Genomic DNA, 15,512 nt, shown 5'->3' with positions numbered 1-15,512 from the left:
ATAAGAACCTAAATTAGACCCTAAAAAAATTTGAAAAGATTGATTCTTGTTAACACCACGTTGTTTTATGTTTCGTTTTGCTTAAGATCTGCGTGTCATATACCCCACCACAGAATTCTATGATGAGATCTTCTAATTCATCTAAGATTGCCCCGAGTTGCGCAGGAGTAATAGGATCTAGAGCAAGGACGTGGATGAGGATAGATTTTGTTGAAGAGACAGGAAGAACACGACGAGGTTTCCAATAATCAAAATGAGTCCCAATAATGGATTTAGAGTCTTTATGATACAATGTTCCTGGCGCGAGTTTGCGTAGAATATTTTTTTTCTCATGACCTTGCGCAAGTGCGTACGTAATTGACCCCTGTGTTTTTGAAGGATCTTCTACACTCATAGGCACCAGTTTTTCGAGACTCAAATAGCGCACGAGTTCAGTTGCAGTGTCATTAGCACAAATAGATCGACCTCGAAGTACATCCTGCAACAATGATTCGACGATAGTTTGGTAATGCACAGCGTTGAGGTTTAGCTCGCGTTGTGCAACAACCCAAGGAGAAATGAGTTTATGGGTTTTAATGGTATCAGGATGAAACGTAGAATGGATATAGCGAGTCATATCTTCAAGAAGATGATGTGCTTGTTCCAAATGAATATGGTTGTTTATGTCATGGATGTGAATAAGACCTATTTTAAGAGAAGGATAACGCTTGAAAACTGCTGGATCTACTTGTACTAGAGGCGCTTTTCTCATTTTTTGTGCCTCACAGATGGTTCTTGGTGTTTAAGATCATGATGTTTAAAATTGTAATACCAGATTCGAAGACGTTGCCAGTTACGACGAAAATAACCTAATCGATGTTGTGAGGACGAAACACCAAAATGGCTGTTGAGTTGTTCTAAGTTATAACGAATATCTTGAAGTACTTTAAGACGCTGACGTTCAAAGTAAATACGGGTAATAATGAGGATTGCTGAAAGTCCAAAAATACCTCCAAGAAGCACACTTAGTTTACCTAGAAGTGGAGAAATGGAGTTTAATGTAGATTCTGAAAGAAGGATCGTTGCAAGAGTTTCGTTTCCCACCATATTTTACCTAAAGTAAAGAAGGTATTTATAGGTTTTGTCGTAGAGGTTAGAGGCAATAATTCCGGATAGTGGGAAAGAGGAGAAATTGAGTCTTAATTTTGATTAATAATTAGTTGGAGAAAATTAGTTGGATAAAAAATCTTGTGAGGACGTACTTATCCCAACCTAAAATTTTATAAATCCCCCCATTAAAAACCCTGATTGTAGCCCCCTGTGGCTTGTTCACAGCCCCGTGGTGTAGTGGACTAGCATAGAGCCCTTTGGATCCAACAAGTTATCTTGATGGTGAAGAGAGGCTTTGACCGCGGTTCGAACAACCTTTTGGAAAAGCTTGACCAAAACTGTCATGTCCAAAGGTACGAAAGTCCGCGCGGGGCTACTTTTTTCTTCTAAGAAATCTTAAGAACAGAAGAGAATTATCACAGATAATGGTAATTACCCCATGAACTGCGCTCTCTGCCACCAAACCATCGAAAAGTATAATCCTACGTTTCACCATCTCAAAATTGATGAAAAAAAAGAAGTTGACATCTGCTCTGATTGTATTGATACGTTTATGAAATGGCAGCAGCGACACCTTGCAGACCTATTTCCGACTAAAACAATGAAAAAAAGATATAAAAAATAAACACAAAAATCTAAAACAAGAAAAACAAAACCCGATCTACTTTTTTCTGAGGAAGATGGTTAAAAAGTTTTCTTTACCCTTTTTCTCATCTGATATAGCTTTCATAAAGAGACCGCAGATGAGCAGGAAAATGACCGCAACAACAATTATTACAATCCAGATGATACGCTTTCTGGATTGTTGCTCGTTTTGCGCTTTTAGAGACTCTTCTACAACTTTTTGGTTTAATTCTTCTTGTACTTTTAGAGGTGATTTTGCACAAAGATGAGTATGGGGGTCAAGATATTGAGAAACACACTCTTCGGATTTATTGCATATTGGTTGGGCATCAAGAGGAATTACTTTTCTAGGAACACATTGTTTGTTGTTGTCACATTGTATTTCGTTCTCTGCACAGTTGCAATTTTCTTGAAAGCAGGTTTCTGCGTTCGAGCAGACTCCTCGTACACAATTTGCCCCACCACACTGAGTTGAAGAGGTACATAAAACACCATCATTAAGACACGTTTTACCTTCACACAATTTGCATATATCTAAAGGCAATATGGTTGGAATTAAGTATTGGATAGTGATATCTTCTAGTTCGCAGGAATATGCTTCACAATCATCTTCAAACCGACTCCTGTGCGTAATCAATTCATTTGCTTTAATATTGAGGATAGTATTAACATCTTTATCTTCAATTTGATCGGAGTTGAGGTGATATGCAACGCTTAGTTGTACGGGAATTGCGAGGTTATTTTTAATTTTTAAAGTGAGTTTCTCTTGGGTGATTTCTACTGCTTGATTCAAGTTTATTCCATCGACGGTTTTTGTTTGGTAGAGGTTTATTCCGTTGAGGTCAACTTCTTTTTGTTGAGTATATTGGCACTCTAATGCAGAGGCCATAGCCGTAAAGAGCAGTATTCCAATAAATATAAGTGAGACGGTTTTCATAAGGTGGTTAAAAACGTGGAGGTTAAAAAGGATTGTGTTTTTGAGTAGTCGCTTTGGGAAGTAGAAATAGAAAAACTATAAAGAATTTTGCATAATTTTGCTAAATTGAGGCAAACTTCTTTATAATGAGAAAAAATCCTATTTACAACTCTCTTCTACAGCACTCAACGTGATGGTGAATTGAACACGTTTTACAGTAGGATGGGTAACAATATTACTGGTATCGCCCTGTTTGAGCGTAATAGCAGTTTCTTCAAGCACTTTGCCAGCATTTTTCTTTAGTAAAAGTAAAGGTACTTGAGGTTGCTCTCCTTGACAATACTCTGGAAATGACATGAGTTTCCACTCAAGCGCCCCTGCCGCAGTGTACGTGCCTTGGCCTTGTGAAAGAGTATATTCTTCATTGTCACTGGTGTGAAAATAAGCTTTACTTAATCGACAGGTTTGTTTACAATTGGTCGCATTGTTAATTTGTGAAAGACGAGCGCATTTTTTGTTAAGACAGTACACACCTTGTTCACATTGATCGTTTCGTTCGCAAGTTATATTTTGAGTAGATTTTTCCTTATTTTGTAGGTCTTCTACTTCTTCTGATATTATTGGTTCTGGGGTTGTGGAAGATTGATTGGAAGCAACAACAGAATCTGAAGGAGGTGTTAATGGCACTACAGGTGCAGCGTCTTTGGAACAAGAGATTAAAACCAAAAGGCTACACACAAGAACAGCGATGATTATAGTTTTAATAATAGTTTTCATGACTGAAAGAAAATAGGGCAATTTTTCTTTCTTTGTAGTAACTTTTTTGTAGTAAAATAGAAAGATTTTATAAATAATGGTTCAAGAAACAGGATTATGATTATGCCCCTATATCAACAAATAGCAGCAGCAACACCTTACACTGTTTATTTAATTGATAATGGAGGACTAGAAATTCGGGTTCAAGACCAACAAGAAGGAAACATTTCTACCAAATTAGATGGTCCAACTTTAGTGCAAGGATTTCTCGCAACTCAATTAATTGCACAAGCTATCTCGACAAACCAGCGCAAACCTCATGCTTCAATTACACCTGCAACATTAGATAATTATGTTCGTATTTGTAAAGAATGGTTTGATAATTGTGTTCTGGGTAAAAAATCATTTGGGTCAGTTGAGCAAGCAGAGTATGGATTATACGTCCCAGGCGGAATAGAATCCTTAGTACATAGATCATCGCTTAATGAGATAAATCAGGTTATGAAATTAGCTCAGATTCAAAAAGTTCTCTATGATGGGAAAGAAATTCTTTATATGTTAGGATTAGTTGATGGAAATGGCGAATCCCGACTCATTTTAGACGGATCTAGGGTGGGAGGAGCTCGGGTTTCTTTTGATGCATTACGCAGCGTTGCAGAACAAACTGGGTGGGAAGAGATACTAAACGTGATTGCACATGAATATGGCACAGACCCAGCAACAAGAGCAAAAAGAACAGAATATGTTGCTGGACTCAAACTTGCTCTTGCTGAATTCTGTTCTATTGCTCCAGATCTTGGTGCTATTTTTGCAACAACGGAAGATAGTCATTCAATAGCGTCTGTAAGGTCCATCGATTTGTTTTTAAAAAATGGACGCTATGTCCCTGAAATGGGAATCAAGCGTCTTGATGAAATCTTTAAAAGACAATCGGAGAAACCAAGCAGATTTGATACCTATTTTTCTTTGCTTCAGACGAATCTACGCATTGGATTAATTTATTATCTGTTAGTAAACAATACGGAAACGGATACAATCTCAGAGCATCGACCCCAATCTCTTCGTATGTTACAGTATGAAATTGGCATGGAGCGAGGAAGGATGAATTCTCAACCACACAGAGCAGGAATGCCAAATAATCCTAAAAAAGAAGTTGAGTCTATGCCTACACCGGTAGCACCAACACCAGAACCGGCAAAAATAGACCCTGCGCAGACTTTTTCAGAGAGATTGCCTAATGCTCGATTAGACATAGATGAAGCTCTTAGAGCATATCTTCAAGAAGGTTCTGTTCAGGATCATGCTAAGGGTTCTGTTGAAGATCCGGTTACACCTGCTCCATCTCAAAGAGAGGGATGGGGAATTTTGAAAAAAAGAAGAAAATCGTAATGAATTGATTGTTCTTATTACTAGTTTTGTTATTGGTTTTGTTTTGGCGTACTCTTTACATTTACGAGCTAAATATTTATAAAAGAGAAATCCGCATCAAAATGAATGGCATTAGATTGGCAGCGAATTCACAATACGTGGCAGCAAGAATGGAAAGAAGACCGCTTGTTTCACGTTGATGTAGAAGATTATTCTCAGAAAAAATACTATTTGACTACTCCTTATCCTTACATGAGTGGGCTACTACACCTAGGTCACCTATTTACATATATGGCTCCGGAAGCGATTGCCCGATTTAAACGGATGCAAGGACATAATGTATTGTTCAAGTTTGCATTCCACTGCACTGGTACACCTATTGTTGCCGCAGCACAACGTGTCAAAGAAGCAGAACCAACCCAAATTGCCACGCTTAAAAAAATGGGAATTGCTGACTCCGAGATTGCTAAGTTTGCAAATCCAGAATATTGGTGCGATTATTTTCCCAAAGAGAACTTTAAAGATTTGCAAAAGATGGGCTTTGCATTAGATGAGAGATATACGTTTAAGACAACGTATCTTGATCCAGCATATGATAAATTTGTAACATGGCAATTTAACAAACTTCATGCTTTAGGGTATGTCACGAAAGGCAAACATCCAGTCATGTGGTGTCCAAAGGATAATGTGCCAGTAGGAGACCATGATCGCGCAGAAGGCGAAGGAGAGACGCCAAAAGATTTTATTTGGATTAAGTTTCGCATGAAAGATTCCGATCTAATTTTAATGACAGGAACTACTCGTCCTGATGCGTTACTTGGTCAGACTAATCTTTGGGTTGATCCGCATGGTGCATACTGTGTTGCGCAAGTTCACGATGAAAAATGGGTTGTGGGTGAAGCAGTCCTAGGTAAGATTCGAGAACAGTGCGACCCTGCTGCAACAATTCTTCGTAAAATTACTGCTCAAGAACTCATCGGAAAATGGGTACAAGGACCAGTTGCGCAGTATGAGATTTATACTCTTCCAGCAACATTTATTGATGCTAAAGTTGGTTCTGGATTAGTCTATTCTGCTTTAGAGGACCCCGTTGATCTTTTTGAGTTACGCAAAATTCAATCTGACCCTGCATTACTTGCTCAATTTCATCTTAATAATGAGGTTGTAAAAAAACTTAAACCAATATTTATTATTGATGTAGAAGGGATGGGAGAAGATCTTGGTGATTCGATAGGAAAAGAGTTTGGAATTACTTCTGCTCAACAAAAAGAAAAATTAGAGGAAGCCAAAGGTGAACTTAATCGTCGTGTGTATCGTAAAGGGGTTATGAAGAAGAGCTGCGGCAAGTATAGCGGAATGGATGTGCCAAAATGTCAAGAAGCGATTAAGAAAGAATTGATCTCTACTAGCGACGCGGTGATGTTTTGGGAACCAACTGGAAAAGTAGTTTGTCGTTGTTTAACTCCCTGTATTGTTAAAGTTGTAAGCAATCAATGGTTTTTGAATTATGATAATGAACATTGGAAGAAAATCACACATGAATGTTTGGATGGACTTACGCTGTATCCTGAAAAAGTACGCAAGCAATTTGATTATGTTCTTGATTGGTTGCAACATTGGGCGTGCACGCGTGAATTTGGTCTTGGAACAAAACTTCCTTGGGATCATGAGTGGGTGATTGAATCATTAAGTGATTCGACAATGCAAATGGCATATTGCACGATCGCAAAGTATCTTGAACACTCTAAAGAATACGGATTTAATGTAGATCATTTAAATGATGCATTTTTTGAGTATATCTTTTTTGGAAAAGGAAATGTTGCCGAAATTGAGGGAAAAACGAAAGTGCCACGCGCAATGATCGAGAAAATGCGCACTGATTTTGAGTATTGGTATCCATTTGATTTCCGTAATTCGGCAAAAGATTTGTTGCAAAATCACCTGGCATTCTGCTTGTTTAACCACACGGCATTATTTCCTAAAAAACACTGGCCAAAAGCGTATGTTTTGAATGGACGCATTATGGTTAATAATGAAAAAATGTCTAAGTCAAAAGGCAATTTCTTTACTATTAGAGAACTCTATGAGAAGCACACAGCAGATATTATTCGTCTTACTGCTGCTAATGCAGGAGAAGGTGTTGAGGATGCTAATTATGATATGACCTTCTTAGAGACGGCTAAAAACAAATTAAATGAGATTTATGACTTTGCGTTTGAGCATTATAATAAAGGACGAAACGACGTGTTAATTATTGATACTTGGTTTGAAAATACGATTCATGATTGTGTTGATCACGCAACACAAAATATGGAAAACATGCTCTTTAAATCAGCTGTGCAAGCAGGTTTGATGGATATGCAACGAGCATTAAAGTGGTATACTCGTCGCACTGGTGGAAAATATAACAAGAAAGTAATTAATCATTTTATTGAAACACAACTTAAATTACTTACTCCGTTTACTCCTCATTTCTGTGAAGAGAGTTGGCATGCAATTGGTAAGAAAACCTATATTTCTACTGAATTGTGGCCAATGGCAAAAGCGTTGGATGCAAAGGCAATGAGGGGAGAGGAATTAATCGAACAGACACTAGGAGATATTGGAGAAGTATTGAAATTAGCAAAGACAACTCAAGCTAAATCGATTACTCTTCTAGTTTCTGAAGAATGGAAGTACGCTGCGTTTGTGGAAATTGGTAGATTACTTGAACACACTCGCGAGTTTAAAGAGATCATGGGGTCGATGATGACAGTGGAGAAATTCAAGAAAAATTCAGCAGAGTTGACCAAGTTAATCCCTAAGTTTGTCAAAGTAGGCTCGGTTAGCGCAGTAACTTCACAAGATTTTGAATTGCGATGTTTACAAGATGCAGCAGCTTTCTTTGAAACTGAATTTAATTGCACAGTTTTGGTTATGCGTGGAGAAGAAAGCACTCATGCTAAAGCAAAAGCAGCAGCACCAGGAAAAGTAGGAATTGTGGTTGAGTAGGGAAAGAATTACTTGTTAAAGGAGTACTTTTTATGCTACCTTTTTTGCCCAATCATACATTAATTTAGGAACAACTTGTCGTTCATCAGAGTTGCGAGATAGCCCATTAGACACTATCGCTTCAATATCGCGAGAGGTATGTCTAACCAAAGGCCATACAGGAGATTGTTCAAGACCTTCCATTGTGTGCACAGGGAGATCTGTGTTACTTTGATTTTTTATAATTATTGCTATAGGCGGTAATCTTGCACCGGTTTCATCTTTTAGTTTAAAAGGATGATTTCCGCTTAAAATTTCACTAAACATGATGGTTGCAGCATAGATATTTCCCGTAGGGTCAAATTCCCCCATAGCTTGTTGCAGAGACATATATTCTGGTGTACCCGAAATAATACCTTGTTTTCGTCTTGCATGAAGATCGGGAATCGCAAGATACTCTGGTAAAAATGTTTCAAGATCAACACCGAGAGAACAACCTTTATCGACAAAATTACAAGTGTTCCCAGAGATAAAAATATTTTCTGGTTTGAGATCTCGGTGATCAATACCTGCTTTTCTAAGATAATGTGTGCCTTTTGCAAGACCCCAAGCAGCTTTACGCGCAATGTTCAACCGATAATCAGCTCGATGTTTCCGTTCAGGAGAATTTAATGCAGTAAGATATTCTTGTAAAGTTTTACCCTGCACTTCATCCATTTCAACATACGCAACCAAATTTCCACTTTCACTTAATGCAAGACCATGAGAATATATTCTTGGGAAAAGATTTGAACCAGCAACATTTAATTCTCGATCTCGAGTTATTTTTGTGAGTGCTGAAATTTCATTTGCCACACCATAAATTCTTGCTTGAGCATCTTGGTTGCCTGGTAAAGGAAAGGTATACTCTCCAACATAAATTCTCCCTGATCCCGTTCCTTTTGATTCAACATACATTGCGTCGAGAAATGGTGCAGTAGGATTATCAATGAGATTACCAATAGTCCAGATTTTCATAATTCTTCCAGGTCTGTCAGGATCAATAACACGAAAAATCCGAGCTTGGCTTCCTTTCATATCTGTGGGTTCAATATGAAGCAATCGATCTAGAGTAGGTGGATCTATTACAGTTAGTTCAGAGTCCTCAAATGGGGAATATGTTTTGTTCATGTTGGTTGATGTTTGATGAGCAAATTTTATTTTTTAAACTTCAAAACACTCTTAGAAACTTATGCTTGAAAAAATCTTTCGAGATCGACAAATTTATCAGATGGTACAGGTGATGGATTTGAGGAGGTTGCAACTCGATTACGAGCTGGTGAAGATGAAGAAGAGGTTTCACCAGTAACAGAGCTTATTACTGAAGCGTAAAGTGGTGAAACCTTGCCTAAATTTATAGCAAGATCAGAAATGGATTGATATAATGATTGAGGTGTTGGACGTTCAGCAGGGTTGCGACGAAGCGCTTGCTGAAGTGGACTGGCAGCTTGGGTTAGAATATCTGCGAGTGTTGAATCAGGTTGAATTCCATACGCAGCAGCAACTTTTTGTGGAAGAGAACGGAATAATTGATTTACCTGAAGTCCAACATAAGAATCGAGAGTTTTAAGAACCCCATTTCGATCATTTTTATTTCCAATAGATGTGGCTAGTGCGCGATTAAAATCAACTTTTGTGAGAAGACCATACGCTGCAGCAGCCATACTATAAACATCACTAGCTGGACCTACTTTTTCAATATTGCATACTTGTTCAGGTGAACATGTTCCTGTAGAACCGGTTGTTGACGGATGAGTAGCACGACGTTCAAAAAAAGTGCGTGATGCTGGATCAAGTTCTCCAATTTTCCCAAGAAGAGGTGAATCAAGACTAACAAGAGCTAATCCTAGATCACCAAGAACAACATGTTGCCCATCTACAAAGATATTACCTTTGTTAACATCACGGTGAGTGATTCCTTGTTGGGTAAGATAAGGCAATACTGATGCAACTTGCGCAAGATATCCCATGGCTTGTTGAAGTGAAACGTGACCATCATAGAACGCACGATGAAGATTTGAACCATAATCAGGAAACTCAACAGCAGGGCAGTTTTTTTCTGTCCCATCATCTCTCGTAATGACTACAGATTCTATTCCTAAAACGCGAGCAAGATGAGCATGTTCTACAACACGACCTAATGTTGCTTCTGCTGTAAGACTAGAACTATCTCTTAATGCAGGTTGAGGAATTTTAACAACGCGGCCTTGGTTTTGACTGCTGCGATATACTTGACCCTCGCCGCCTTGCGCAAGCAAATCGGAGGGAGCATATGATCTACCAAAAGCATGAAACGATACTGCCGGTGGATCTTGGGCCACAGGTGAGAGAGGAACGTACTGGTTCATAGTTATAGATTTAGTATTAGCCGTAATTACTATATAGCATATACCTAAAATACCTCTTAGGGTACCATTTATAAAGCTTTTGCAGAAAACTAGCTCTTTTGTCTTTTGATAGTGATTAATAATGGATGATATTTTAGGGGATATTTGAGGAGATAATTTGAGTTAAGTGTTGGAGTTTAGTAAGATGGAGGGATTTAGGTCTATTTCATCAAAAGTTGTCAAAATAATTGCGTTTAAGTTCATTAACCAAGCCAAATCTTTATTAAGTTTGTATGCCCTAATAAGGTACATGTTTACAAAAAAGACGTTTCTTGCCATTGCGATTGCGCTATTATTTGCACTCTTCATTGGCTATGGCATCGAAGTATTTCATAAAGCGCCTGATTTTGACGCGTGTTATCGATCTCAACCGCAATATCCTGAGATGCTAAATGAGACAAGCTGTTTAAGTCTTAATGGAACATGGGTTATTCCTTCTTCACAAAATACACCAGAAAAAGCACCAGGCTATTGTAATTATGGCGATCCTTGTTATACCAAGCTTGAGGGTCAACGAGAGTCTCATGACCGTATTGTCTTTATTGTGTCGTTGATCGTAGGAATTCTTGGATTAGTAAGCATGCTTTTACTTAAAATGGAAATTATTAGCACAGGAATTAGCGCAGGAGCAATTTTATTGTTGTTATATGGAACAATACGCTACTGGCAATATGCCCAAGATGTGTTACGGTTTACATTAATTGGGGTTGCGTTAGCCATATTGATTTATGTTGCGTATTCTAAATTAGATCAAAGTAAACATACATCTCGATGAGCTTATGGAAGTTACAACCTTATGAAAGTTACAACCGTTAGTCCGAAAGATGCACAGGAATTACTTGCTCGATATAATTTGATCTTTACCAAGAAAGATATAATTCAGCGTAAAGAAACTCTGCCTAAAGCGACATTGACAATTAATAGAACAATTGCGTTCTTTTTTGAGGAAGAGACTGCTTTTCCTACGTTACGTTTTTTGATGAATAACACCATGTTAGTAAAGAAAATAACCGTTGACATGGGTGCTGTACGTTTCATTGTGAATGGCGCGGATTTGATGCGGCCAGGAATTGTTGCAGTTGATGAGGAAGTGAAAATGGGAGATCCAGTAGTGATAGTAGATCAAACACATGGTAAGTTTCTTGCTGTTGGCAAAGCGCTTTTTGGCAAGGAAGAAATGCTTGCAACAACAACCGGAAAAATGGTAAAGACGTTGCATTATGTTGGTGATGAGTTGTGGAAGCAAGAGGCATGAAAAAAGAGAGCTAGAAGAGAGAGAGAGAGAGAGAGAGATGATTGAGAATTTAACGCAGAAAAGTATTATTTCTAAACATGAACGATATGCAACAGGATTTTTTTCTTGGATGCGAGGATTGATGTTTCGTTCTCAACAGAATTTGGTAATGGAGTTTCCGGTTTCTCGAGGGATATCATTACATATGTGGTTTGTGTTTTTTCCCATTGATGTGTTGATTGTTGATGAAGAAATGAAAATTGTGGAAGTGAAGAGAAATTTTCAGCCATGGCAGATGTGGCAAAGTTCAGTTAAAGGAAAGTATGTGATAGAGTTAGGATTTGTTGACGGGAAATATAAAGAAGGAGATGAGATCTCATTTCAATGATGAAAGATTATGCAACACGTTTTCTGGATGCATCAACAAATATGATTATTCTCTTTGTAAATCTATTGCTGCTTGAAGAAGTTCTTCAATGGAACGATATGTAGGATTTGCAGCCATAGCATGGCGAATACCTGTTTCAAGGTCTCTTTTTTGTCGAGGATTAAATCCGGATGCAGAAGAGAAATCCTGAAAGATTTTATCATCAAATTTTTTGGGCATTCTTCTAAGATGATCTACCCACTCCTCAGGATGCGCGTGAGTTTTGTTGAAGTAAGATTCATTCGAGAATTTTAATACTAATTCCAAAGCTAATGAGCCAAGGGAAAAATAATCAGCTTTATGTTGGACTTCAAATGGTTCATGATTATGCCGAGGGTTGATAGCTTTTTCAGGACAGATATATCCAATAGTACCAGATACAAACCCATCCCATTCTTCACGAGGATTAAAGAGAAATTGACGCAGGGGATCTGAAATTCTTTGTGCAGCAATAGTGCCTGGATGAACTCGAGCTATGCCAAAATCAAAAAGAAGAGCAGCCGTGGTAATAGCACTATCACTATTTCTGGCGCGAACAACATGAATATTCTCCCCTTTAATATCGTTGTGAACTACTTTTTGTTGATGAACCCCTTGAATTTCTCTGATAACATCTTCCAGAACACGTCCTGTAAAATAAGCATAAGAATCTGGACTTGTGTTTGCAAGTGAGACAGCTTTTTGTTTGAGTCCTACTCCAGAAACAAGACCAATATCTAATAATAAGAATAGCCTCCCCTCTTTATCAAGAACATATTCTCTTCCCTTAAATGGAAGGATGTTAGGAATACCTGCTGATCCTGTAATAGCTGTAGCATATAACTCGTGCAAGGCAAAGTAGAGAGGAAGAGATCCTTGTTCCAACCGATCTTTTTGTATTCCGCTGACACCTGCAGCAGTAACTTGATACGGTTCGCCATTAACGTGGATGAACAAATTGTCATTGGTGTAACTATATTCTATGTTGGGGCGTGAGAACGGGAATTTACCCGTGGTTTCTCGTTGAAATGTTCTGAAAAGATAAATCGCCTTGCGAGCAAATAGTTGCTGGCTCTGACTATCTTGTTCTAGGTAAACATGAGAGGTCCCTCCTCTGCCCAGACGTGAAAATGAACCAAATGAGGCATACCGCCTATCTTCTTCTTGAGTAGAAACGCCCGTTTCATATATTGCTAGTTTAGGTCCTTGATCAAGAATTGGGGCTAGTTCTTGAGTTGCCCCTAGGTCTGCTGGATATTTTGAGGGTTGAGCAGAACCAGGAAAGGAAGGGTCACCACTACCTCCTATACCAATCAACTTTTTCCAAAATCCCATATTCTCAAAAATAGCAAACTCTTTAAAAATGTTATCACTCTTAAGTTAAAATCTATTGATTAAGTATTGAGTATGAAGTGTTGGCTTGACCAAATCAATTATGAGGTCAAAGAAACAAAAAAAAAGAAATTAGAAAAGGAAAAAGGAGAAAGCAAAAAAGAAAGCTTATGCTCCTAATTCTCCGCCTTTGATGCCTTTACGTTGAATGATCTGGGTTTTAATTTTCTCTTGTAATTCCATTGGAAGTTTTTCATACATTTGATCAACAAGAGAAGATACACCACGACCAGCAGTTGCACTACGAAGATCATTTGACCATCCCAACATTTCTCCTACCGGCATCTTGGCGATAACCGCAGTTTGATCACCTTCTTGGTTCATTTCAAGAAGCTGACCGCGTTTAGAAGAAACGAGTTTAGAGATTTCGCCCACGAATTCATGAGGTACTTCAATGCGAGTGATCTGTAATGGTTCAAACATCATTGGACCTGCTTGCATCATCGCACCACGAATACCCTCACGAATTGCTGGATACATTTGTGCAGGACCACGGTGGATCGCATCCTCGTGAAGTGAACAGTCGGTGAGACTTACCATAACATTAACACACGGCTCTTTTGCGAGAGGCCCATTTTTCATAACATCTTCAAACATGTCAAGGACAAGTTCCATGATTTCGTTGATATATACAATACCACGAGTTTGATCCATGAAAACATTGCCTTCAAAGATTGCTTTAACTTGACCGGCTGTTTTGGCATCCCAACCACATTCTTCACGTAAGAAGTTGATAGTTTGCTCATCTTTACGTTTAAAGCGTCCAGAGGGAAGTCGTCCTTCACGAACCCCTTTTGCAATAACAGGATCAAGTGGCTCAACTTTAAAGTAAAGTTTGTTATGCTTGTTAGGTGATTTTCCTTCTACTTCAGCAGAAGGTTTGGTAATGGTTTCACGATATACTACGATAGGTGGTGAAGTTTTTACTTCTACACCCTTCTCGGTAAGAATCCTGTTTTCAATAATCTCAAGATGAAGTTCTCCCATACCACTCATTAAGTTTTGACCAGTTTCTTCGTTAATTTCAATCTTAATGGAAGGATCTTCACGACTAACTTTACGCAAGACTTCGATTAATTTTGGAAGATCTCCTGGTTTTTTAGCTTCGATAGCTTTGGTAATAACTGGATCAAAAATGTGTTTGAGCTCCTCAAATGGTTGTTCTTCTTCAAAGGTAACTGTTTCTCCTGCAAAACCAACTACTCCTGAGATAGCAAGAACGTTTCCTGCGGGAATGGAGTCAATGATTTCTGGTTTAACACCATTGTAAATGTATACGTTTTGAATACGTTGTTTTTGTTTTGCGTTGTTAAGCCATACTTCTTGTCCGCTTTTAATGACTCCACTAAACAGTCGACCAGCAGAAATATCTTTTCCTGAACGTGGATCAATAACAATACGAGTAATGACAAACGCAATTTTACCATCAGGGTTACAGGAAACAAGATCTTTACCAAACTGGGATTCTGGATCACCGTGCCACATTTTAGGAATACGATATGCTTGCGCTTCCATAGGAGTAGGGTGATGTTTAATTACCATATCAAGGATAACTTCGTGAAGAGGGGCGTTTTTCCAAACCCAATCTTTACGTTCTTCGCCTTCTAGTTCATAGATGTGAAGGATATCAGAGAATTTGATGCTTTTCTTTTGCATGTAAGGAAATGAGAGAGCCCAGTTTTCGCGTGCAGATCCAAAAGCAACACTACCATCTTGAACACTTACTTTCCATTTCTGTTTATATTCTGGTTCAGCAACATTTTCAATCATGTTGTTAAATTGAACTACTAATGCTTGAATACGAGCAGCAATTTGTTCTGGACTAAGTTTAAGTTCTTTAACAAGACGATCTACTTTGTTAATGAAAAGAACAGGTTTTACGCGTTCACGAAGGGCTTGTCGTACAACGGTTTCGGTTTGTGGCATAACTCCTTCAACACCACAGATGAGAACAACAGTTCCGTCAATAGCACGCATGGCACGAGTAACATTACCACCAAAGTCAACGTGACCAGGAGTATCAATGAGATTGATTAAGTATTCTTTACCTTGAAAATCGTGCACCATAGATACATTAGCAGCGTCAACCGTCATAAGACGTTCTTGTTCGTCTGCGTGTCCCCATGTCGCCATACCAGCTTCAAGATCTCCTGCTGCTTTTGCTGACATCATACCTGCTGCTGCAAGTAAGTTATCAGTAAATGCGGTTTTACCGTGATGAATGTGTGCGGATGTGCAGATATTACGAATTTGTGCAGGTGTTTGCGTGATACGCATGACCTTGTCAACCATTTTTTCAGCCATTGTTAGTTACCTCGTTGTAATAGGATT

14 protein-coding genes and 1 tRNA gene are annotated in these 15,512 nt (G+C 38.5%); 7 read left to right on the top strand and 8 right to left on the bottom strand.

The features are described 5' to 3' along the window. Positions 1–49 precede the first annotated feature (49 nt). Positions 50–751: a hypothetical protein gene (locus tag HYV86_06855; GenBank protein MBI2573557.1), complete on the bottom strand. Its 702-nt coding sequence runs from the start codon at positions 749–751 to the stop codon at positions 50–52. Continuing rightward, on the bottom strand, positions 748–1,086 hold the full coding sequence (locus HYV86_06850; GenBank protein MBI2573556.1) for a hypothetical protein: 339 nt from the start codon (positions 1,084–1,086) through the stop codon (positions 748–750). The genes HYV86_06855 and HYV86_06850 overlap by 4 nt, the downstream gene beginning before the upstream one ends. Positions 1,087–1,312: 226 nt before the next feature. On the opposite strand from HYV86_06850, the gene HYV86_06845 reads away from it, so the two are divergent. Both HYV86_06845 and HYV86_06840 read left to right on the top strand, forming a co-directional pair. Next, positions 1,313–1,465, top strand: a tRNA-Gln gene (locus HYV86_06845). A 63-nt stretch (positions 1,466–1,528) separates the two neighbouring features. Next, entirely contained in the window at positions 1,529–1,714 is a 186-nt protein-coding gene (locus HYV86_06840; protein MBI2573555.1) for a hypothetical protein, read from the top strand. Positions 1,715–1,750: 36 nt separating this feature from the next. Here HYV86_06840 and HYV86_06835 read toward each other — a convergent pair whose 3' ends face one another. Continuing rightward, positions 1,751–2,650, bottom strand: coding sequence for a hypothetical protein (locus tag HYV86_06835; GenBank protein ID MBI2573554.1), 900 nt, complete (start codon positions 2,648–2,650; stop codon positions 1,751–1,753). Positions 2,651–2,788: 138 nt separating this feature from the next. Then, on the bottom strand, positions 2,789–3,406 hold the full coding sequence (locus HYV86_06830; GenBank protein ID MBI2573553.1) for a hypothetical protein: 618 nt from the start codon (positions 3,404–3,406) through the stop codon (positions 2,789–2,791). A gap of 96 nt (positions 3,407–3,502) precedes the next feature. On the opposite strand from HYV86_06830, the gene HYV86_06825 reads away from it, so the two are divergent. Beyond that, on the top strand, positions 3,503–4,774 hold the full coding sequence (locus HYV86_06825; GenBank protein ID MBI2573552.1) for a hypothetical protein: 1,272 nt from the start codon (positions 3,503–3,505) through the stop codon (positions 4,772–4,774). 105 nt (positions 4,775–4,879) lie between these two features. Next, positions 4,880–7,744 (top strand): leucine--tRNA ligase, encoded by a 2,865-nt coding sequence (gene leuS, locus HYV86_06820; GenBank protein MBI2573551.1) that lies wholly within the window; start codon positions 4,880–4,882, stop codon positions 7,742–7,744. Positions 7,745–7,774: 30 nt separating this feature from the next. Here leuS and HYV86_06815 read toward each other — a convergent pair whose 3' ends face one another. Both HYV86_06815 and HYV86_06810 read right to left on the bottom strand, forming a co-directional pair. Next, on the bottom strand, positions 7,775–8,893 hold the full coding sequence (locus tag HYV86_06815; protein MBI2573550.1) for a hypothetical protein: 1,119 nt from the start codon (positions 8,891–8,893) through the stop codon (positions 7,775–7,777). Between the two features lie 59 nt (positions 8,894–8,952). Continuing rightward, the gene (locus HYV86_06810) at positions 8,953–10,110 is read right to left on the bottom strand and encodes a protein kinase (protein ID MBI2573549.1); all 1,158 of its coding nucleotides are present in this window, start codon (positions 10,108–10,110) and stop codon (positions 8,953–8,955) included. A 289-nt stretch (positions 10,111–10,399) separates the two neighbouring features. Here HYV86_06810 and HYV86_06805 point away from each other — a divergent pair, with 289 nt between their 5' ends. From HYV86_06805 to HYV86_06795, 3 genes are read left to right on the top strand one after another with little or no spacing between them, the layout of a single operon-like run. Further along, on the top strand, positions 10,400–10,924 hold the full coding sequence (locus HYV86_06805; protein ID MBI2573548.1) for a hypothetical protein: 525 nt from the start codon (positions 10,400–10,402) through the stop codon (positions 10,922–10,924). Between the two features lie 21 nt (positions 10,925–10,945). Next, positions 10,946–11,404: an RNA-binding protein gene (locus HYV86_06800; protein MBI2573547.1), complete on the top strand. Its 459-nt coding sequence runs from the start codon at positions 10,946–10,948 to the stop codon at positions 11,402–11,404. 37 nt (positions 11,405–11,441) lie between these two features. Then, positions 11,442–11,771, top strand: coding sequence for a DUF192 domain-containing protein (locus HYV86_06795; GenBank protein ID MBI2573546.1), 330 nt, complete (start codon positions 11,442–11,444; stop codon positions 11,769–11,771). A gap of 45 nt (positions 11,772–11,816) precedes the next feature. On the opposite strand, the gene HYV86_06790 is transcribed toward HYV86_06795, so the two are convergent. Both HYV86_06790 and HYV86_06785 read right to left on the bottom strand, forming a co-directional pair. Further along, positions 11,817–13,124 (bottom strand): hypothetical protein, encoded by a 1,308-nt coding sequence (locus tag HYV86_06790; protein ID MBI2573545.1) that lies wholly within the window; start codon positions 13,122–13,124, stop codon positions 11,817–11,819. 165 nt (positions 13,125–13,289) lie between these two features. Next, positions 13,290–15,473 carry an elongation factor EF-2 gene (locus HYV86_06785; GenBank protein ID MBI2573544.1) on the bottom strand — a complete coding sequence of 728 codons (2,184 nt, stop codon included), beginning with the start codon at positions 15,471–15,473 and terminating at the stop codon, positions 13,290–13,292. Positions 15,474–15,512 lie beyond the last annotated feature (39 nt).

It is taken from the genome of Candidatus Woesearchaeota archaeon, from assembly GCA_016188115.1.
Taxonomy (GTDB): Archaea; Nanobdellota; Nanobdellia; order Woesearchaeales; family GW2011-AR9; genus JACPIK01.
Note: the sequence above shows the minus strand (reverse complement) of the source record. Positions and strands in the feature narration are given on the sequence as shown.